Origin of the sequence: Bacillus sp. SORGH_AS_0510 (assembly GCF_030818775.1) — a bacterium.
Classification (GTDB): domain Bacteria; phylum Bacillota; class Bacilli; order Bacillales; family Cytobacillaceae; genus Neobacillus.
This window is the reverse complement of the sequence record NZ_JAUTAU010000001.1, coordinates 1582296-1604110: the sequence shown is the minus strand read 5'-3', so window position 1 is coordinate 1604110 and position 21815 is coordinate 1582296. Positions and strand designations below refer to the sequence as shown.

Annotated in this window: 15 protein-coding genes, 2 pseudogenes and 1 other annotated feature; of the genes and pseudogenes, 4 read left to right on the top strand and 13 right to left on the bottom strand. The window is 39.1% G+C overall.

The genetic code is table 11. The features are described 5' to 3' along the window. Nucleotides 1-21: 21 nt before the first annotated feature. The 5 genes and pseudogenes from QE429_RS08120 to refZ all read right to left on the bottom strand — a co-directional run bounded on the left by QE429_RS08120 (nt 22) and on the right by refZ (nt 5293). Nucleotides 22-228 (bottom strand): alpha/beta-type small acid-soluble spore protein, encoded by a 207-nt coding sequence (locus tag QE429_RS08120; protein ID WP_307286114.1) that lies wholly within the window; start codon nt 226-228, stop codon nt 22-24. A 101-nt stretch (nt 229-329) separates the two neighbouring features. Beyond that, nucleotides 330-1542 (bottom strand): annotated as a pseudogene (gene thiI, locus QE429_RS08115) (tRNA uracil 4-sulfurtransferase ThiI). Next, entirely contained in the window at nt 1543-2685 is a 1143-nt protein-coding gene (locus QE429_RS08110; protein WP_307286111.1) for a cysteine desulfurase family protein, read from the bottom strand. It abuts the pseudogene before it with no gap. A 117-nt stretch (nt 2686-2802) separates the two neighbouring features. Next, nucleotides 2803-4491 carry a septation ring formation regulator EzrA gene (ezrA, locus tag QE429_RS08105; RefSeq protein WP_307286108.1) on the bottom strand — a complete coding sequence of 563 codons (1689 nt, stop codon included), beginning with the start codon at nt 4489-4491 and terminating at the stop codon, nt 2803-2805. A 169-nt stretch (nt 4492-4660) separates the two neighbouring features. Further along, nucleotides 4661-5293 carry a forespore capture DNA-binding protein RefZ gene (gene refZ / locus QE429_RS08100; RefSeq protein ID WP_307286104.1) on the bottom strand — a complete coding sequence of 211 codons (633 nt, stop codon included), beginning with the start codon at nt 5291-5293 and terminating at the stop codon, nt 4661-4663. Nucleotides 5294-5450: 157 nt separating this feature from the next. On the opposite strand from refZ, the gene QE429_RS08095 reads away from it, so the two are divergent. Next, the gene (locus tag QE429_RS08095) at nt 5451-5933 is read left to right on the top strand and encodes a GAF domain-containing protein (protein WP_307286102.1); all 483 of its coding nucleotides are present in this window, start codon (nt 5451-5453) and stop codon (nt 5931-5933) included. A gap of 35 nt (nt 5934-5968) precedes the next feature. Here QE429_RS08095 and megL read toward each other — a convergent pair whose 3' ends face one another. Then, complete coding sequence (gene megL, locus QE429_RS08090) at nt 5969-7153, bottom strand: methionine gamma-lyase (protein ID WP_307286100.1); 1185 nt, start codon at nt 7151-7153, stop codon at nt 5969-5971. Nucleotides 7154-7249: 96 nt separating this feature from the next. Beyond that, the gene (locus QE429_RS08085) at nt 7250-8650 is read right to left on the bottom strand and encodes a sensor domain-containing diguanylate cyclase (RefSeq protein WP_307290746.1); all 1401 of its coding nucleotides are present in this window, start codon (nt 8648-8650) and stop codon (nt 7250-7252) included. Nucleotides 8651-9076: 426 nt separating this feature from the next. Between QE429_RS08085 and rpsD the strand changes: the two genes are divergently transcribed. Next, nucleotides 9077-9679, top strand: a complete 603-nt coding sequence (rpsD, locus tag QE429_RS08080) for a 30S ribosomal protein S4 (protein WP_307286098.1) — start codon at nt 9077-9079, stop codon at nt 9677-9679. A gap of 82 nt (nt 9680-9761) precedes the next feature. On the opposite strand, the gene QE429_RS08075 is transcribed toward rpsD, so the two are convergent. The 6 genes and pseudogenes from QE429_RS08075 to tyrS all read right to left on the bottom strand — a co-directional run bounded on the left by QE429_RS08075 (nt 9762) and on the right by tyrS (nt 17193). Then, a complete protein-coding gene (locus QE429_RS08075; RefSeq protein ID WP_307286095.1) occupies nt 9762-11348 on the bottom strand; it encodes a SagB family peptide dehydrogenase in 1587 nt (528 codons plus the stop codon). 22 nt (nt 11349-11370) lie between these two features. Beyond that, nucleotides 11371-13311 (bottom strand): TOMM precursor leader peptide-binding protein, encoded by a 1941-nt coding sequence (locus tag QE429_RS08070; protein ID WP_307286092.1) that lies wholly within the window; start codon nt 13309-13311, stop codon nt 11371-11373. Next, nucleotides 13308-15273, bottom strand: a pseudogene (locus QE429_RS08065) (putative thiazole-containing bacteriocin maturation protein). Before QE429_RS08065 ends, QE429_RS08070 begins: the two are co-directional and overlap by 4 nt. Nucleotides 15274-15284: 11 nt before the next feature. Then, a complete protein-coding gene (locus QE429_RS08060; RefSeq protein ID WP_307290959.1) occupies nt 15285-15554 on the bottom strand; it encodes a hypothetical protein in 270 nt (89 codons plus the stop codon). Next, nucleotides 15445-15675: a hypothetical protein gene (locus QE429_RS08055; protein WP_307290745.1), complete on the bottom strand. Its 231-nt coding sequence runs from the start codon at nt 15673-15675 to the stop codon at nt 15445-15447. Before QE429_RS08055 ends, QE429_RS08060 begins: the two co-directional genes overlap by 110 nt. 261 nt (nt 15676-15936) lie before the next feature. Then, a complete protein-coding gene (gene tyrS / locus QE429_RS08050; RefSeq protein ID WP_307286090.1) occupies nt 15937-17193 on the bottom strand; it encodes a tyrosine--tRNA ligase in 1257 nt (418 codons plus the stop codon). Nucleotides 17194-17235: 42 nt separating this feature from the next. After that, nucleotides 17236-17459 (bottom strand) — a binding site (T-box leader). Between the two features lie 146 nt (nt 17460-17605). On the opposite strand from tyrS, the gene QE429_RS08045 reads away from it, so the two are divergent. After that, a complete protein-coding gene (locus QE429_RS08045; RefSeq protein WP_307286088.1) occupies nt 17606-20383 on the top strand; it encodes a transglycosylase domain-containing protein in 2778 nt (925 codons plus the stop codon). 73 nt (nt 20384-20456) lie between these two features. Beyond that, a protein-coding gene (locus tag QE429_RS08040; RefSeq protein WP_307283228.1) for an IS3 family transposase occupies nt 20457-21814 on the top strand; the annotation gives its coding sequence in 2 pieces (ribosomal slippage) (nt 20457-20910 and nt 20910-21814; 1359 coding nt in all). Nucleotide 21815 lies beyond the last annotated feature (1 nt).

Below are 21815 nucleotides of genomic sequence, written 5' to 3'. Positions count from 1 at the left end.
GCCATCGTATTTTATTTTGGATTAACGAGCAAATCCGCCGCCTAATTGTTGTTCAGCCATAGCGACTAAACGCTTAGTGATTTCACCACCAACAGAACCGTTAGCGCGTGAAGTAGTGTCAGCACCAAGTTGAACACCGAATTCAGTAGCAATTTCATACTTCATTTGGTCAAGAGCTTGTTGTACACCAGGTACTAGCAATTGATTTGAGTTATTGTTGTTTGCCATGTGATATTCACCTCCTTGTGAGTATAGAATGTGTAGAAGATCGCTTCTTCATTCCATCACACAATTGGTAAATGTTCACAAAAATTTCTTAATTCGCTTTATTAGAATAACGCATTAAACTCTGATTGCGAATCATGAGAATCATCGGCAGAAATTTTAAGCGTTTCAATATTTTGTACAGCTTTCGAAATTAATTCTTCAAAATCAACAAAGCTTTCATAACGTTGGACCTTTTCTCTCCTCGGCTTCGTTTTTGGGGAAGCAGGTACAAAGATAGTACAGCAATCTTCGAACGGCCGATTTGAAATCTCAAGCGTATCTATGTCTTGCGCGATTTTTATAATATCTGTTTTGTCCATCGAAATCAATGGACGTAATATTGGTGTATTCGTCACATCGTTAATGGCAAACATACTTTCTAACGTCTGACTTGCTACCTGTCCTAGACTTTCTCCTGTAATAATTGCCCAACCCTTCTCGTTGCTTTCTAATTTCATCTGTTATGCGGAGCATCATTCTTCTAGTCGTTGTCATTGTATAGTTCTCAGGAACTTGCTCCCGGATAATCTGCTGAATTTCTGTAAACGGGACGATATGAAGTGTTACTGAGCCATAGATTTCCGCTAGTTTTTTTGTTAGGTCAATGACCTTTTCCTTGGATCTCTCACTTGTATACGGGGGACTAAAAAAGTGGACAGCTTCCACTTCCAATCCACGTTTCATGGATAAATAACCTGCGACAGGACTATCAATCCCACCTGATAACATCAGCATGGCTTTTCCTGCTGATTTCACTGGAAGTCCACCGGCACCTTGTATCGTTTCGCAAGATAAGTATACAGCTTCTTGTCTAACTTCTACTCTCAAATCAATATCAGGATTTTTCACATTTACTTTTAGTCCCGGGATATTTTTCAGCAAGTGTGTCCCAATTACACGATTGATTCCGTCTGTATCCAATTCAAATGTTTTATCCGATCGTTTAGGAGTTATCTTGAAAGTCTGCCCTTCACTATAAATGGAATTTACTAATTCTAGAGAGGCTGCTTTGATGCTTTCCACTTCTCTTTCTATCTTAACGGCAGGACTAAAGGATTGAATACCAAATATCCCATTTAACTTTCTGATTATTTCCTTTCCATCTTCACCATTTAAAATGATATACATGCGGTCACGGCTAGCTTCAACTTTTGCATTCGGAAATGAAGAAAGGACATTTACCACACTCTTTCTTAGTTTTTCAATAAATTTATGGCGATTTCTCCCTTTTGTTGAAATCTCACCATAACGAATAAGAATACGATCATAATTCATTTATTTCATAACCTTTCGTATATGTTTAGCGGCTTTTTCAATAGCATTAATCGCTATTTCTGCCTCTTTAGGGGTATTTTCAAAAGATAAGCTGATCCTAATTGCACTGTCTGCAAGATCATCTGGAACCCCCATAGCAAGAAGCGTTCGACTTGGAGTTTTCTTCTTAGACGAGCAGGCACTCGTTGTTGAAACAAATATTTCCTCCTGGTCAAGTGCATGAATTAATACTTCCGATTTCATCCCACGCAGTGATAGATTTACTATATGGGGGGCCGCGTTTTCTACAGGAGTATGAATGGTTACATGCTCTACATTTGCTAGTCCTGTTCTTAGCATCCGTTGGATACTTTCCATTTTTTTAATCCCAGCTTCGCTTTTCATAAAAGTCATACGAAGCGCTTTTGCCATCGCCACAGCACCTGCGACATTTTCTGTACCGCTCCTCATGTTTCTTTCTTGATTTCCACCTAAAAATAAGGGTGCAAGGTTCACCCCTTCTCGAATAAAGAGAGCACCAGTTCCTTTTACTCCATGAAATTTATGAGCAGAAAAGGAACAAAGATCAACTCTGCTTTGGTATATATCAAGGGGTACTTTTCCCACGCCTTGAACGGCATCGACATGAAATAGAACCGATGGATATTTTTTCAATAGGTCCCCAATCTCTTTAACCGGCTGTATGGTGCCTACTTCATTGTTTACATGCATAATTGAGAGGAGGATCGTTTCGTTGCGTATTGCTTTTTCTACTTCATTGACACTTACCCTACCCTCTTTGTCAACAGGAAGGTACGTAATTTCAAACCCCTCTTGTTCAAGCTGTTCCATTACAGCACGGACGGATGCATGTTCTACTTTTGAAGTAATGAGGTGACGCCCTCTTTTTTTATTAAACAAAGCAGCACCCTTTATTGCTATATTGTTGCTCTCTGTTCCACCTGATGTAAAGTATATTTCATTTGGTTTTACTTTTAATAGCTTAGCAACTTGCCCCCTCGCTTGCATCAAAAGCTTCTCTGCCTGGGTTCCCAAATTATGCAATGAGGAAGGATTACCAAAATATTCGCTCGAAACAGTTACATATGATTCCAGTACTTCTTTATATGGTTTGGTTGTTGCACTATTATCTAAATAAATCAATTCATTTCCCCTCCATACGAAGACGAACTTACAAAATTAAATCTTAACATAAACCTCCTTTTTGAAAAAGAATAAAAAAACCGATTCTGCTGTCCACAGCTAAATCGGTTTTTGGGATTATTCTGTTTCAATCGTTGCTTTTATCTTCTTCAATGCATCTGGGTCAATTCCGTCTAAAGACGCTGCCACTTGTTCTAATGCCTCTTGATAATCGTACTGTCTGAATGCTGTTTCAGCTTCTGCTATCCCTCTAGCAACTGATGGGAACTGTCTGCGATAACGATTTCCATATTGAATGGCCTTTTCAGCTAGAGTGACATTCTCGATCAGTTCAATCGTTGAATTTACCAATTTTTCTACAGTTAAAACGGCAATTTCTAAGTATTGATTCAGAGCAGCTATGTTCAAAGGCTTTTCTTCAAGCTGATAACGTACATTATTGATGCTTTCGTTTGTATCCTCAATGAGATATTTGTAATCTTCTGGTAAGCCTGGTACATTGCTTTTTGTAACAAGGCGGACCGTTTCTCCTACTTTCTTTGTAAGCTCTTTAATTTTCTCCCTTGCTTCTAGCTCGTCTTTTCTAAGAGCTTGTAATTTCAAGGCAAATGCTTGCTGTTCTTCGCAAATAAGATCCAATTGATCTTTAATTTCGCTTAGTTCCTCACTAATTGCTGTTTGAGCTGTTTCGTTCAACTTTAATTTTTCAACTAAAATTTCATGATGCTTGTAAACTGCAGTAAGCTCTTTTTCTAAATGGGTTTGAATTTCCAAATCACTATCAGATATCTGATAGCTTGCTTGAACATGAACCAGTTCATTTGTAAGATTCTTATTTTCCTCTAAAGCAGAAGCAATCTGATCTGCTGTCACCTTTTTATGTTTCAAGACAAAGTGCTTAGCGTGAACTTCCTTTTCAAGAAGGTCAAAGAGGATATCAATTCGATCTTTAACCTCCTTAATCCCTTCCTCTGCTTTGTCAATTTCAGTTATTTCTATCAGCCCAATATTTTCTGCAATTTTTTCTTCTAACCTTTTTACTTCAGTAGTCACATTCAAATGCTCTAAGTAATACTCCTGCTCAGTCATTTCCCTATAGCCTTCTAAACAATCTGAGAGCTGATTTGGAAGTAGTGACTGACTTTCTATTAACAGCTGTGGAATAAGATTCATCTGATTCTTGATTGTCCCTAGCTGACTATGAATGAGCAACACTACTTCGCGTGCTTCAAGATAATTACCAAGCTCCGTCTTTTCGTCAAATTCCTGGAACTTCTGCGCCACTTCATTCAGCTTTCCTTCCAGGTGTTTCTCAGCCTTACCGAAGCTGTGACGGTGAGCTAGTAACATTTTTTTACTTTCTCTATATAGCTCCTTAAGCTCCTCAATTTCTACTCTATTCTTTTCTTCACTGCCTACGAGTTCATGCAGTTCTTCAAGAATCTTTTTAATTTGTTCTTCGGTTTCCAAAAGCTTCGTATTAATCGCTTCTTGAACCTCTTTCGCCTTTTTGAATCTGTAGCGATCTATGTATTCCTCTGCATCGAAAAGCATTTCTTCTAAGTCGGGCAGCTGAACAGTTACCACATCATCCCACTGACTGCGCCAACGTTCAAAAAGTTCCTCGGTTTGCCCAGTCATATTTAACTGTTTCACTTTAGACATTTCATCGAGGATGGGACGATTCATGATATCAATTTTCCATGCTTCCAATCGGTCCATTTCTTTAAAATACTTTTTCTTTATGAAATATCCCACTACAAATAAGGCTAATAATAGGATGAAAAATCCAATGATATACTTCACATGAAAGCCCCCTATTTCAAACAACATAATTCCACTATGTATTCAAATCATCTATTTTAATAAAACTCTTAAAGTTCGATTCAATGCTTTTATGATACCATGTAAACGACAATTTTTGACTATTATTTTCAATTTTTTTGTAAATATAAAAAAAAAATAGCGTTGTCCGCTATTTTAGTGCTGCTTCCTTTTTTATTGGGATATCTGTACATAATGTTTTATCTATCCATAAGTGAAGATCTTTTAAGTATTTTTGTTCGAAAAATGGTTCATTGGGAAAAACATAGAGTACTTCCCTCATATAATTGTTATTCATGAAGGGCATCATTAATAGTCCCTTTAACTGAATGATTAAATATGGTATAGAATGCGGGCGGAATTCATGCCATTCAAATCCCCGTTCAAATATTTTTTGAAAATAGTATTTTTCTTTTAACGAATAGGTGGACATGATTTCTCTCACCACTTGGGAATCCATCGACATTTCCCGGTAGACAAAACTGGCCAACTGATAATTTTCACATTGGTAATGCAGCAAATCAGTCACCATACGTTTTAAGCATTCTTTTGCCCCGCGTTCAATCGATGTATAGGAGGATTCCATCTTGCCGATGTACTGTTCAAAAAAATGCATAAAGCAATATTCTAAGAGACCAGTTTTATTATTAAAGTGATAGGCAATCGTTGCGGTATTTACATTAGCTAAATAAGCAATATCCCTAATTGACGTTCCTGAATACCCTTTTGAATTAAACAAAGAGATAGCGGCCTTTACAATTGCTTCTTTTGCATTTTTCTTCATTGATTCTCCCCCTCCAGGTTTCCCTAGTAATCCCCATAACATAATGATTCTTGGTGTCACAATTGATTCCTTTAATAAAATATCGACAAAGTGTGCTCATTTTCTCTCATTTTTGATAAAATAGTATATAAATTTTAAGAGAAAAAGGTGAAATCCCGTGTTTAACGTCGAAATGTATACCGGAAACCGAGAAGAAAATTATAATCTTGTCATTAAACAATTAGAGGCTCTCCTTCATGGTGAAACAAATCAGGTTGCAAACTTAAGCAATGCCTCTGCTTTATTGAACCAATTCCTTGACCGCATTAATTGGGTTGGGTTTTATTTAATGGATACCAACAATGAACTAGTGCTAGGACCCTTCCAAGGGCTTCCAGCATGCATTCGCATTCCGCTTGGCAAGGGCGTATGTGGGACAGCTGCACAAAAAAAGGAAACGGTTCGTGTTGAAGATGTGAATCAATTCCCTGGTCATATTGCATGTGACGCGGCTTCTCAATCAGAAATTGTGATACCTCTTATTAAGGGAGAGCAGTTAATTGGGGTCTTAGATATTGATTCCCCAGAAGTTAACCGGTTTGATGAGCTTGATCAGAAAAAGCTAGAAGAATTTGCAAGTGCTCTCGTTAAATTCCTTTAAACATATAAAAAAAGAGGCTGACTCAGCCTCTTTTTTTATATTCTTTCAAATGCTTGCTCAAGGTCTTCTTTGATGTCCTCCCAAGCCTCAAGGCCAATGGAAAGCCGGAGTAAAGTATCATCGATTCCCATCTTTATTCGATCTTCTTTAGGAACAACGGCATGTGTCATGGTAGCTGGGTGTTGAATCAATGTCTCTGCATCTCCAAGACTCACAGCTATTTTAATCAACTTAAGCTGATTCATAAACAATTGAGATGTTTCTTTATTTCCCTTAATGGAAAATGAAATGAGCCCGCCCGACTTTTTCATTTGTTTTTTCATGATCTTAAAATCCGGATGCTCTGTATCTCCTGGATAATAAATTCTGTCTACCTTCGGATGCTGCTTTAGAAATTCATGAATAAGCGAAGTATTTTCACAATGACGGTCCATCCTTATTGGAAGTGTCTTTAATCCTCGTAACAATAACCACGCATCAAAGGGAGAAATAATTCCCCCTATATCTTTTTGTGTTGTCATTGAAATCTGGCCGATAATCTCTTTTCCACCTACTACTATTCCTGCGATGACATCGCCATGGCCACAAATATATTTTGTTGCACTGTGGATGACAATATCGCAGCCATGACTAATCGGTGTTTGTAAATAAGGAGAACAGAATGTGTTATCTACAACAACTGGAATTCCCCTACTCTTTGCTACATCGGCTACCATTTGAAGGTCGACAAGTTTCATAGTCGGATTAATAGGCGTTTCGATGTAGATACAGGCTGTATTTGGCTTTATTTGATTTTCAATGATTTCCCTTGATGTCATTTGAGAAAAATCATGATCAATCTGGTATTTATCTTTCATTAATTCTAGCAATCCAAATGTACAACCATATACACCTTGGGAGCAGAGAATGTGATCACCGGATTTCGTTAGAGCTATTAATACGGCGCTCACAGCAGCCATTCCTGACGCAAAAGCAAGAGCTGCTTCACCATTTTCAAGAGCAGCCATTCTTTCTTCCAACATTTTCACAGTGGGATTGCCTAGTCTTGAATAAATATATCCTTCTTCTTTCCCAGCAAACCTTCTCTCCCCTTGCTCTGCACTGTCAAATGTAAAAGTGGAAGTTTGATACAAAGGTGGTACTAAGCTACCTTGATGTTCTTCCGCATGATAGCCATAATGAATGACATCTGTCTCAAACCGCGGTTTTTTATAATTCAATGTGGACTCCTCCTAAATGTAAGCGCTATCACATTTGCTTATAGAATATGTTAAATACGTTAAAATCGTTAAAAGGCTGACGTAATTAATAGGCACCTAATTGCCCGCCAGACAACCATCATCTTGTATAACCACCTTGTTTTTGCCTGTTTCTTTTGCCAGGTATAATGCTTCATCGGCTCTTTTAAACAGTTGTTGATATGTATCTTGGTATTCGCCTTTCCAATAAGAGACACCACACGACACGGTAATATGGGGGGATGAGCATTCGGATACAGATTTCACTAATCTATCTGCAATTGCCACTCCAACATCCAAAGAAACCTTTGGTAAATAAATGGCGAGTTCCTCTCCTCCCCAGCGGGCCCCGATATCCATGTCTCGTATCTTTCCTCTGATGATATTTGCAACTTGAATGAGCACTTCGTCTCCAACTTGGTGCCCGTGCGTATCGTTAATCTCTTTGAAATTATCGATATCAACCAGAATAAAGGTACCTTCACTATCTTTTTGCATCGAGTGTTGGATTTTTTCATCTAAATACTTTCGAGAGTAAAGCTTTGTCAGGTGATCAATAGTAACTAATCTTTGAAGTTCTTCTCTCAAGATCGAGTTAGTTAGGGAAAGGGATAAATGATGTACTAATGTCTGTAGAAGTTGAAATGCCTCGAAAGAAAAGAAATAGGGTTTTTCATGCATGATAATGGAAAAACCTTTTTGTTTATTGCTCAATTCGACTGGTACCACCATCATCGAGTGATAGGATTTAGTCTGATTAGGATTGGGAACACTAAAATCCCCAAATAATAAAGAGTTATTTTCTTTTTTTAATTTCTTGTTTATGTAATCCACATAGGGTTGTGCATTAGGTGTGAAAAAGAATGGTGTGGAACCTGGGAGTACTTTCGGCTTGACGCTTCCGGTAGAATCCAGAAAAAATCCAACCTCTTGAGCATAGAAGGATAACTTAATTTGCTCGGACATAAATGTCAAGGTTTCGGTGAGCGGCAGGTTTGAATTCAAACGATAAGAGGTTTCGTTAATTAATTGAAGTTCTAAAACAGTTTTTCTTGACTGCTGATAGAGCTGAGCATTTTCAAGGGCCGATCCCGCACTTCCTGCCAATAAGCTTATAAACTCAACTTCTTTCATGGGTATATCTTGAGTGTCTGAGGCTATAATCTGTAATACCCCGTAAACACCCTGCTTCCCTTTTAAAGGTGCATAGAGGATCGTACTCTGATCCTTATGAGAGAACTCATATTGAACTTTCCCTGTTAAATACGCATTTGTAGCCGCTATATTTTCACTATCATAATCATGGTCAATAATCGGAAGGTCGCTATGCTTATATGTAGCCTGTGATAATAACAGTAAATACGAGAAGTTTGGGTATTCATCTCTAAGAAGAACAAATAACTCGCTCAAGAGACTTTCCACATCTAAGAATGAATGCAGTTTTTCTCCTATTTTAAATAATTTACTAAAATCAACCATTTCCAAGATATGCAATCTCCTTTAATCCAACCATGCTATTTCCATCCAACAAAATCCCAAAAATATACATCGCTCCTTCATTATAGTTAATTTGGACAAGGATTTGATATATTTTTTTCGAATAATTTATTAATTTTTTCAAGAAAGATGTTATAATGTGATACTTGGAAATCAAGGATTTAAAAAATATACTTGACTTTCGATGAATAAAAATAATATAATACTCTTTGTGTAAAATATTGCAGCCTATGTGAACACTTTAATAGTCTCATTTTGTTCCTCATGAAAGATTAGTGCTTTCATTTGATGGTGTATCTTGTAACCCTTAGCTGCTAGGGCGAAGGTGCATGAAAACAAAATGGCTGTCAAAGAGTCTCATACCGGTTTTTATTTTACCAAAATAAAAACACTAAGGAGGAGTCATTCATGGCTCGATATACTGGCCCAAGCTGGAAATTATCTCGTCGTCTTGGAATCTCTCTAAGCGGCACAGGTAAAGAATTAGAAAAGCGTCCTTACGCTCCTGGACAACACGGTCCAAACCAACGCAAAAAGCTTTCTGAATACGGATTACAATTACAAGAGAAGCAAAAGCTTCGTCACATGTATGGTGTTAACGAGCGCCAATTCCGTACTCTTTTCGATAAAGCTGGCAAATTAGCTGGTATCCACGGTGAAAACTTCATGGCGTTACTTGAGTCTCGTCTTGATAACGTTGTTTACCGTTTAGGTCTTGCTCGCACTCGTCGTGCAGCTCGTCAGTTAGTTAACCACGGCCACATCTTAGTTAACGGTTCACGTGTAGATATCCCATCTTTCCGTGTATTACCTGGCCAAACAATCGGCGTTCGTGAAAAATCACGTAACCTTGATGTTATTAAAGAAGCGATCGAAGTTAACAACTTCGTACCTGATTTCTTAACATTTGATGCTGACAAATTAGAAGGTACTTTCACTCGCTTACCTGAGCGTTCTGAGTTACCTGCTGAAATTAACGAAGCTCTTATCGTTGAGTTCTACTCTCGTTAATTAAACAGCAATTATAAAAACCCTAGAAACGTTATATTAACGTTTCTAGGGTTTTTTATTTTTTTACTGTTTAGAATCTATCCTAGGTATTCAAGCTACCTTTCAACCAGGCTCGGGGACGGTAAGGACCTACAGGGATTTGGATGAGGCTTGTTATTTGGTTCAAATCGGCTCTGTAAAGTTCATCAACTTTGTTCACATCAAAACCTAAAAGTGGGTGTCCCCCCATACCTAAGGAACACGATATTAAGAGAAGCCGTTGAACGAGTATACCCGCTTCCATCTGCTGAATTCGGTATCCTCTATATCCCAGTTCCTCCTTCAGGTGGTCCCTGTCTCCAACGACATGAAGGCAGAGTGGAACTTGAAACAAATTTACAGTAGGCATGATTAAAGCATCCTGCAGAACCTCACGAAAATCACCGTTTGTTATTAACCGAAGCGAATGAGCGCTTTTGTCATAGGTGTAAGCTCCGTTCGGAACTCCCTCCACGTTATAAAAAAAGCCGTTCAACGATAAACGAGTCTCAGATAACTCATGTGTATCTTCAAGGTCATTGTAATACGAAAAGGAAAATGTCTCTGATAGCAAAGTGGATATTTTTTTTTGACTGACTTTCCCCATCATAAAGTCTATATCAGGAGAATGTCTCTCTCTGCAAACAGTTGCAAGATCGTACGAAAAGTCCTCGGTAAATGGAAGGAAGATTACTTCCATACCAAAGGGAGTTTTCACACGATTGTCCCTTTTTATTTTTACAAATGAATTTGTTGATTCCAACAACGAGGCTTCATTCATTTTTTTCAGAATCGGATAATCGATCACTTTCTTTGATCGATTATAGGACTCATGAATCAGCAGGGGAATTTCCTTAGATAATTGTGTATCAGAAACCATTTCATCACTACTATTATCCTTGTTACCACTATAGATAGTTTGATTAATTGATAATGGGAGTATCGCATAAACGCTTTCATCCTGTTCCAATAATCCAAGTAAATGATTGATAGACCGATCAAGAAATTGATAGCATACACGTGATGAGAACCCAATTTGATCGGCTACTTCTAATGCTTGCCCAATGACCACTCCGGCATCTAAACCTTGGAGTCTATAGGAAAAATTATTATATTTGTAATAATTTTTCCAAAATACTGTCGAAATAAAAACAGTACAGAAACAATCGGAAAGATCACAGCTATTTCCAAGGCTTCTGGACAAATAGGAATCATAATTTCCTTTTCTAAGCAAGATCAGGCGATGATGGGAAACATCGTAATGATATATTCCCTCAGGTACTTCCTCCAGCTTGATATACACATATAATTCATTTGGATACAATGCCCCGCCAGAGGGAACAAATCTTCGTAATAACTGGGTATAGCGAACGGAAGCCTTTTCTTCTGTGCCATCGTTGAAAGCGGATTGAGCGTATTGTGTAAGACCGTATACATACCATAAGAATTGACCAAGCTCCGCTAAGCTAGGTTCTGCTTGAGCTTCTCGCTTATTGAGGGTTAATGGCACATCTCCAGTCAATGGAATCTCCGGCAGGCCCCGGTATAGTTTATAGGGAAGTGGTGCGTCCTCCCAATCCACTTGCCAATCTGGTGGAGAGAGTTTTTCAGTGTCAATGTGAAGGTGGTGCAGAAATGTTTCCAGTTTCAAACTTACACCTCCTATTATTCATTTATGGGAATGGATGGGGATATGGATTAAGCTGTTCATATGATAATCGATGTTTTGTAAATCCAAGTTTCTTTGGTACTTGGAGGACCCTTTCCAGCCCTTTGACACGAGTCAGGTGATGTCCGAACGTCATCGGCAGCATTCCAGGAATTAATACCTTAACACAAAATAATCCGTTCCGTTTGGTTATCGGCGTCGTTTGGTCCACCACAATGACCTCAAGATCTAACTGGCGGAACTTCTGTAGAATATCCTGAAGATCATCCTTCAAATCAGTATGTGCAGGAGGTTGTTTAAATTCCTCTGCAAACGTTCGTAAAGGGCGATGATCATCCAATAAAAAGCTTAAACGTTCTTCTGCTTCCTGCAGGCCGTAAAGCAAGCCATGGTCCTCCATATTACGGACTGCAAATGGATTTTTAAGCATTTCTTCATATTTTCTCCGGTTTTCTTCCAGTAATTTATCATGCCTTACCATCATTCCAGCGAGCTCGTAAATCGAGCTTTTTACAGCTCTTACAGGATCAGGATTAGCCCCTGCAGCGCAAATTAGGTTCACACCCTTTGACGTTCTGTTTTTTGCCACTGCCCAAACGCTGGGAATCCCATGTTCCATCGTCGAATTGTAAAAGTAAACGTCATATCCTGCTACCTCACGTAACCGGTCGACCATCAGATCTAATTCCTTATCATTTGCAGAACGAAGGTCAAGACGCGGAAGGGGCAGCTGAGCATACCATGTTAACAAGAAGGAATCTCGCTCAATCACCTCCATAACGCCATGGAAAATGGCTTCCTCCAGGCTTCCCCCTAATGCACACCCGTTAGAAGTTTCATAAACAATGCCCTCCCCATAGCCCAAGCTGTAGTAGGCTAGTAACTCTGGAACCAGAATAGGACGTTCTTGTAAGAACGAATAGCCCCAGACCCAATTCATAGGGGTATCAGGATCAAACGGTTTAAACGGAAAGTCAGCCTTTGCATATTGTTGTTGATCATGTAAACCTACTCTAGCGGGATTTAATGCGATCTTCTGTAAATTACGATAACTATCACGAACATTCTTTCTTTTGCCTTGGGGCTCAATTCCGCAATATCGCTCCAACCCCTCTAAAATAGCAGTTAGCTGACTCATTTCATAAGAAATAGAACGTCCGGCTACTCCCTCATCAGCTCCAAACAATGGCATGTTCACCAAAACATCTGCAAATGGCAGCCTGAAATCTTCCATTTTTCCATTCATGACCCCAGTACGATCATCCAGATAGTCTTCGACCAGCGCTGTTCTCAACTCTTCCATCGAACGGCAGCGATAACCGGCACCATTTATTTTAGGGCTAGACTTTAACCTAATTTGAGCTAATTCTGGAGTGTCTTTAGGTATTGGGCTACAAATCGGGCACAATGGTTCAGGTAAAAAAAAGTGACTAGAGTTCGTCAGTGTCCTAAGATTGGTGATGAACATCTTTTCTTCTAAGCAGCTTGGTTCTCCTTGGAGAACTTTCTGCACTTCTTTACTGATTAAAATTGCCATATGCAATAGTCCCGTACGTGAAGCCCATGCATCACGTACGACACCTGCTCCTGTTGTCATTTTCGCCTGAAGCTGCCACATTTCCTGGCGGTCGGGTCCTGCTAAAAGAAGCCTTTTATCGGCACAAAGGGAACATCCCGGTCTGCCCGGCCGTCCTAGTGGCCCAATAATTCCCTCACCAAAAGAAACGAACCCTCGAAGGTAAGGGATACCGGCGTTCCTTAATCTTTCTTCAGCTCTATGATGAATGGATAAATTCCAACCATCGAAGAGTGCCAAAGCTAATTCTGTTTCCTCAGGAATTTCTTCAAAAATGCTTTGACGCTTTACGATAAAGTGTTGGGACAATTGAGTATAGACATAATCAGCTAATAAACCGTCTCCATCAACGAGGATATGTGCAGTCATTCGAAATCCCCCTCTGCTACCTGCACCCCATACACCCCTGCCAGCCCTTGTGTTAAAAAAGTCTCTATCGACAAGTCATAGACGAATATCCTTTTGCCGTTTCTCTTCAGGGTTTGAATAGAAGATTGTAATAGCTCCGATTGTATGATTTCATCATAAGAGGGGATTTCGAGTTTCGTATCCTTTTTTTCAAGATAAATCATCGACTCCTGAGCTTGCCTCTCTTCGGATTTAATCTCGTTTTGAGCATACTCAAGTGCTTGCTGCAAGGTATTTCTCAATGCCAAAGTTGTATTTAAACCAACTCCTGTGTACCAACGTCCATTCGACCTTACCCATACAACAGGGAAGCCTAGCACATCCTCTTTTACACCAATTCCTGTTTGAACCGTTTAAGGTAGTCAACGCATTTAAATAAAATCGGCATCTTTTATCTTCGACCGTTCCCATATTCACACGAAAAACCGTATTTAGGTGATCTCCCTTTTTATTTTTCAATTCTTCCTCTAGATAGGCTTGCAACCCCCTACAAACAGACTCTGCAATTGTTTCCCCTGTACCAATACCCACTAATCCCTTCGGAAGCTTCGCACCCATGCTATCTGTCAGAACTCTGGATCTATGAATAGGTGAATCTATCATTTTGGAAACATACATTTCAATGCCCTTTAGACCTGCATTTCTTCTTGCTTCTTCATGTGTCATACCTGAACATATAACTTCTTCCAGTAATTCTGCCGGTCCCTCTGACAGTGGGTCAACGGCCTGAACATAGCACTGTGAAAGAGGAAGCTGTGACAACTCTCTTTCCTCCCAGGTGTGGAAAATTCCTATTTCTTTTGAAGTCAAGCGGCTGAAATATTCCAAAAGGAAACTTTGTTCATTATTTCTTTCCGATTCTTGTTGCAGTCTTACATCAAGATTTTCAACCAGTTCGGGTTTTACATTTTTAGATGTTACAAAAGGATGGGGAATGAAGGAAAGCCAGTCTCCTTCCAACGTATTCAGATTAAGCAGATAAATTTGATTACCTTGATTGGACCCTTCAATTCCTACAGCCTGTTTGAAGAATTCGAATACAGTTACATTTGCCAAAAGCGCTCCTGATGTGGAAGAGAAACCTTGTGTATTCCCATCAGCTTTTAGTAAAGAAGGATGAATTCTGCGCCAGGCGGACTCAAAGCACCCCTCTGATTCAGGATGAGTGAACGGACCGGAGAGCCCCACTTTTTCTAAATAGATGGCGGGGATAAATGCCTTATTTCCTTCTTTACACACACGATTCAGATTCCTTAATTCATTTATATTTCCATCCTGAGAAACGTACAAAACCCAATCATAAGCCTGAACAGCTTCTTTCCAAAAATTCCCCCCTGCCCCTGAATAATAGGGTACTTCTACCATTTCCAAATCGAAATCTACTTTCCTCGCATTCTGTACCAGTTCATATAGCCGCTGCGTGTTCGTTGGAACCGAATCTGTTACCATTACATTCAATTTCGGCAGTCCTGATTCTATTAAGGCAGAAACCAACGATATAAGGAAAGGGCCAGAACCGACAGTCAGAACCTTGGCCTGACGATATTGTTGAAAATGGTATGCTCCCGAATCTACAAAATTCTCGATGAACTCGATTTGCGAAGCATACCTTTCAAGAACGTGACGATTTAATTGATGAGGAATATCCTTGCTGACATCGCGAACAAACCCATTCTTGTACAACGTTTCTCCAATCTCAAACACCCTGTTGCGGTAAGGAGGTGTTAATCCTTCCGTCAAAGTTCCCATTGTTTGCTCTCCATTGAACATCGGCAACAATTTTTCAATCCACTGATAAATGGTATTACCTTCCATTTGGAATGAGCTAACGTTATTTCTAAAATAGACACCCCCCTTTGGATCCGGGAGAAAAAATGTATCCCTATTGACCTTAAGACGTGAGGACAAATTAAGTTCCGCCATTCAATTCCTCCTTATTCCTCAATGCACTTCTTGCACACTACCAGTTTATGTACGATTTTTTGTCCAATATGATAAACACAGTAAAGAAGTGCCCTCTGCGGCACAGCTGCTTGCAGGGGCACTTTCTTTCGTACAATATATTTTTTAGGCGTTTCCCGGAATCCAAACCAATTAAATAAAACCGAAACCGATGCCAAAACAACCAAATCCACCGATACCGAAGCCACAACCAAAACAGCCACCGCAACCAAAACAGCCACCGCAACCGCCGCAACCTCCACAACGGAACCCTCCACAACGGAATCCACCACAATGGAAACCACCGCAGCGCCCCCATATGCGAGAATCCTGGATCTGTGGAGCACCGATTGAAACTAATTGACCAGCTTGATAAGGGTCCATTGCCAACCCTTGAAGCTCATTTTGAAAATTTTGCATTTTTTCCTCCCCTTTCTATCTAATCAGCTTAAACCTGAATAGAGAGTTGAAAAATTAATTATCTGTTTTTAGAAAATTAAATCATCAGATAGCTGTGTACTCTCCTCAACAAATTATGATTATTTTTAGGTCGCTGTTACTAAATAAAGAGCCTATTTTACAAATGGGGATCTTTTAGTTATTTTGCAAGAAAAAGGGCTCTGATTTCTCAGAGCCCTTTACCTATTAATATTTAATTAAAGTGTATTTCTTCTTCCCTCTTCTTATGATCGTAAACTGACCTTCGATTCGATCATTTTCCTGAAGGACGTATGACGTGTCGGTAATCTTTTCACCGTTTATTGTAACTGCTCCATTGGTGATATCCTCACGTGCTTGACGCTTAGAAGGAGAAATTTTTGCAGCGACTAGTAAGTCAACCAGGTTGCCATCTTCTTCGCCCGCATCAAATGATGGAACATCTTTAAAGCCCTGTTTAATCTCAGCAGCTGAAAGATTTTTCACATCCCCACTGAATAAGGCTTGAGAAATTTTAATTGCTTGTTGTAAAGATTCTTCTCCATGGATCAGACGAGTAATTTCTTCTGCTAACGCCTTTTGCGCTTTACGAAGATGCGGCTCTTCTTGAACACTTTGCTCCAACTGTTCAATTTCTTCATGTGAAAGGAATGTAAAAATCTTCAAGTATCTAACAACATCTGCATCTGCTGTGTTGATCCAGAATTGGTAGAATTCATATGGTGTTGTTTTTTCTGGGTCTAACCATACTGCTCCGCTTTCTGTTTTACCGAATTTTGTTCCATCTGATTTTGTAACAAGAGGAATGGTTAATCCGAATGCTTTTGTATCTTCCGTGTGTGTTTTGCGAATTAACTCCAGGCCTGAAGTAATGTTGCCCCATTGGTCACTACCACCAATTTGCAATTTACAATTATGATGATCATACAAATGATTGAAGTCCATTGCCTGCAATATTGTATAAGTAAATTCGGTAAACGATATCCCTGTTTCGAGTCGTGTTGCAATCGTGTCTTTAGCAAGCATGTAATTTACACCAATATGCTTACCAATGTCACGCAAGAAAGTAACTACATCCATTTTCCCTGCCCAATCATAGTTATTAACCATGATCGCCCCATTTTCGCCTTCAAATTCGAAAATAGTTTCAAGCTGTTGTTTGATTCCTGCCACGTTGTCTTGAACCGTTTCTAGAGTTAAAAGCTTGCGCTCTTCACTTTTTCCACTAGGGTCACCAATTAAACCTGTAGCCCCACCAACTAGTACAAGTGGTCGATGACCGTGCTGTTGGAATCGTCTTAAAGTTAAAAACGGAAGTAAATGACCGATATGCATACTGTCAGCGGTTGGGTCAACTCCACAATATAAAGAAATGCTTTCCTTACTTAATACATCCTTTAATCCTTCCTCATCCGTTTGCTGATAGATGATGCCTCTCCAGGTTAAATCCTGCAATAAATCCATTTAAATCCCCTCCAAAATAAAATAAAAACGCCCCTGCAATAATGCAGGGACGTAAAATTTACGCGGTACCACCCAGCTTGAGGAAATAAAATTCCTCCAACTTGAAAACAATAACGGTTTTAACCGTTCTCCACTACTAAACAACGTGTTCACAGAGAAAGCTCGAGGAGGTAATTCATTCTTCTATTTGTGTCAGCTTGCACCACCGCTGACTCTCTAGAAACAGGGATAGAAGAACTACAGTTGGTTCCTGTCTAAGCTCTAATATAAAAATAACTATAGCTTTTTTTACCACATTTCACGGACCAAGTCAAACATCAACTGGAAATTTCAGAAAAATGTAGAAGGTTGTCAGTTTTTATACTTTCAATATGCTATAATGTATGTGATTTTAGATGAGGTGATGCGATCGATGAATGAAAAAATGCAAGTATGGATGGAAAAAGTAAAGTCCATGCTTACCTTGTTTACCCATAAAAAAACGGTAAAAAGTGCGCGAATTACTTATCAGGTATTTTGGAATCTGTTTCTCATTGTTTTGACGGTTATTATCCTTGGGGGGTCTTTTGCAACTGGTGTGGGCGCTGGGTATTTTGCTTCACTTGTAAAAGATGAACCTGTTCGATCATACGAAAGTATGAAGAAGGATATTTATAATTACACTGAAACCTCTGACATTTATTATGCGGATAACGTCTACCTAGGCAGATTACGCAGTGACCTAATAAGGGAAGAAGTAAAGTTGGATCAGGTTTCTGAAAATTTAGTAAACGCCGTTATAGCAACTGAAGATGAGTACTTCTACCAACATAAAGGGGTTGTTCCAAAAGCCGTTTTCCGAGCTCTTTTCCAAGAAGTAACCAACTCGTCTGTTCAATCAGGCGGAAGTACCTTAACACAGCAATTAATAAAAAATCAACTTTTAACCAACGAAGTTTCCTTTCAACGAAAAGCAAATGAAATTCTCTTGGCCCTTCGCTTAGAGAAATTCTTTGATAAAAAGGAAATTCTTGAAGCTTATCTGAATGTTTCTACCTTTGGAAGAAACGCTTCTGCACAAAACATTGCTGGTGTTCAAGCAGCTGCAAAAGGAATTTTTGGTGTTAAAGCAAGTGATTTAACATTGCCACAAGCAGCGTTCATTGCGGGCCTGCCTCAAAGTCCGTTTGGGTACACTCCTTTTACAAGAGATGAGAAGGGACTACCTGCATTAAAAAATAATCTTGAACCAGGTTTAACACGGATGAAAACGGTGTTAAAAAGAATGTATGATGGTGGTTACATAAATGAGAAACAATATGCTGAAGCATCTACCTACGATATTACAAAAGATTTTCTCAAACCTACTGTCAATGCACAAACACATAATTTCCTTACAGATGAAATTGAAAAACGTGCCGTCGAAGTCCTTACAACTGTACTAGCCAAAAAAGATGGCTACGCAGAAAAAGATTTGAAAGAGGATGATAAGCTTTTTTACAAATACAAAACCTTAGCATCCCGGGATTTACACCAAAATGGATATGAAATACACACGACGATTAATAAAGACATTTATGACGCCATGCAAAAAGTAAAGGATAGTTATAAATATTATGGCCCTGCTAAAGCACAGGTAAAAAAGGATCCAGAAACTGGGGAAATGAAAACCGTAATGGAACCTGTTGAGGTGGGTGCAGAACTGATTGAAAACAAGACAGGTAAAATAATCAGTTTTGTAGGCGGAAGAAACTATGATAATCAACAAATGAATCATGCAACTACCGCCCTAAGGCCGAATGCTTCAACAATGAAACCACTTCTTGTCTATGGACCAGCTATTGAATTAGGAAAGGCAGCACCTGGAACACCAATTCCCAATGTTGCCCTGAATTTTATTCCAGGAAGAAGTAAGCCTTGGCCGCAAAACTACGACTACCGCTATAGCGGAATTGTATCTGCGAGATATGCACTTGCAAAATCGTATAACGTTCCGGCCGTGAAAGTATATTCCGAAATTGTTAATCAAAATCCGGCAAAATACTTAGAAAAAATGGGCTTTACTTCGCTGACAAAGGATGATCATACAAACCTTTCAGCTGCCATCGGTTCCATCAATGGTGTAACCGTGGAGGAAAATACAAATGCCTTCAGCACATTTGCCAATGGCGGGAAATTTATTGATGCCTATATGATTGATAAAATCGTCGAAAAAAACGGCAAAGTGGTTTACCAGCACGAGGTAAAGCCTGTGGATGTATTCAAGCCTCAGACAGCATATTTAACACTTGATATGATGCGCGATGTCATTAAAATGGGAACGGCAGCAGGAATTAATAGCAAATTAAATTTCCGAGCAGATTGGGCTGGAAAAACGGGAACGGGTAATGAATATAAGGATGCCTGGTTTGTAGCCACCAACCCTAATATTACATTTGGTATTTGGACTGGGTATGATACGCCAAAATCACTAAAGATTTCAGGCATGTCATATAGTCAACGAACAAATAACCTCTGGGCTGAATTAATGAATGCAGCCTATAAAATTAAACCGGATTTAATCGATTCTAAAGAATCATTCCAAATGCCAAGTGGTATTGTTAAACGTTCCTATTGTGCTGTGTCCGGTATGTTGCCATCAGGTGCATGTTCGAAGGCAGGATTAATCGAAAGTGATTACTTTAATGTGAATGATGTTCCAACAAAAGTGGACGATAGCTTGGTGGAAGGAAACTTCGTTACCATTAAAGGCAAAAAATATTTGGCATTGGATTCTACTCCAAAAGAATTTGCTCAATATGGTTTAATCTTAAATCCAGACTTTATTACTCGAATGGTTGGTAAAACCTTCAAAGATTACAACCAACTTATTCCTCAGAAAGATCGCTGGGGTAAAATATTGGTACCTACCGCAAAAATGGTGGATAACGGTAAAAGACCAAATGCAGTCAACTTATCTGTTTCAGGTAATACACTTTCTTGGTCGTCCTCAGGGGATAATGATGTAGTTGGTTACAGAGTGTATCAAGGTGGTTTGCTTTCTACTAAAGTCGCGAGTATTATTAACGGCTCTAGTCTATCCTATACCGTAGGCAATGGTTCATTCTATGTAACTGCCGTTGATATAGCCGGTAACGAATCTGCACCATCTAATCTTGTAGAGGTAGGAGCAACTGTCCCACCTCCAACTGAAACACCAACACCACAATAATAGAAAAACCGCACCGAATTTGAACTGCCCCGTAAAAGTTAGACACTAATCTCTCTTTTACGGGGTATTTTTTATGACTAAATTTACAAAAGATGAAAAAATACGTATCTCCTTACGTTATATAAAAGGGCAGGAAAGTGTTAAAGAAATCGCTCGAGATGAAAATGTGAGCGTAGCCGAATTAACTTCTTGGATTCGTTTATATGAGCAACATGGTGTAGAAGCCTTTCTAAAATCATATACAAGCTATTCTGCAGAGTTTAAAATGGATGTACTTAACTATATGAACGAAACGGGTACGTCCTCAATTGATGCAGCTGCGATTTTCAATATCTCCTCTTCAAGATTAATTAGAAAATGGCGAAATCAAGCTGAAACAGGTGGATTTGATGCCCTCATATCAAAGAAAAAGGGGCGTCCATCCATGAATAAAAAAGCGAAAAAAACAACAGAATCAATACCAGCTGATGGATCTGTAGATGCACTTGAAGCACGCATTAAACAACTCGAAATGGAGAATGCATACTTAAAAAAGTTGAATGCTTTAGTTCAAATGCAAGAAAAATTACAAATAAAATCAAAGCGCAAGTAATTTTTGAACTAAAGGACATCTACGATGTCGTGGAATTGGCTAAAGTCGCACGCATTCCACGAAGCACTTATTATTACTGGGAAAAACGATTAAATTGCAAAGATAAATATGCAGAGGTAAAGGAGGCAATTCAAAAGATTTATCACGAACATAAAGGGCGTTATGGTTATCGTCGCATCACAAAAGAACTGAAGAAATATGGTTTCCATCACGATCCAAAGACAGTTAACCGATTAATGAATGATATGGGCATAAAATGTATGGTACGTATGAAAAAATACCGTTCTTATAAGGGACAAAAAGGTCGTATTGCGCCTAATTTATTGATGCGTGATTTCAAGGCAGAGAAGATGAATGAGAAATGGGTAACGGATGTGACCGAGTTCCATTTGTTTGGAGAAAAACGCTTTTTATCTCCTGTGATGGATTTATGTAATGGTGAAATAATCGCCTATACCCTCATGAATCGACCTGTATATAAACTTGTTTCAGATATGTTGGATCAAGCATTAACACATCTTCAGCCGGGAAATGAAGTAATTTTACATTCTGATCAGGGCTGGCATTATCAGATGAAACAATATCAGAAAACACTCCAAACACATGGCATCAAGCAAAGTATGTCCCGCAAGGGAAATTGTCTTGATAATGCTTCAATGGAGAGTTTCTTTGGCGTGTTAAAATCGGAATTACTCTATTTACAAGAATTTGATAGTATGGAACACTTCGAAGAAGAATTAAAGCAATATATCGAGTATTATAATCACAAACGTATGAAGGTAAATTTAAAAGACCTAAGCCCGGTAGAATACCGAACTCAGGTCTTGGAAGCCGCTTAAC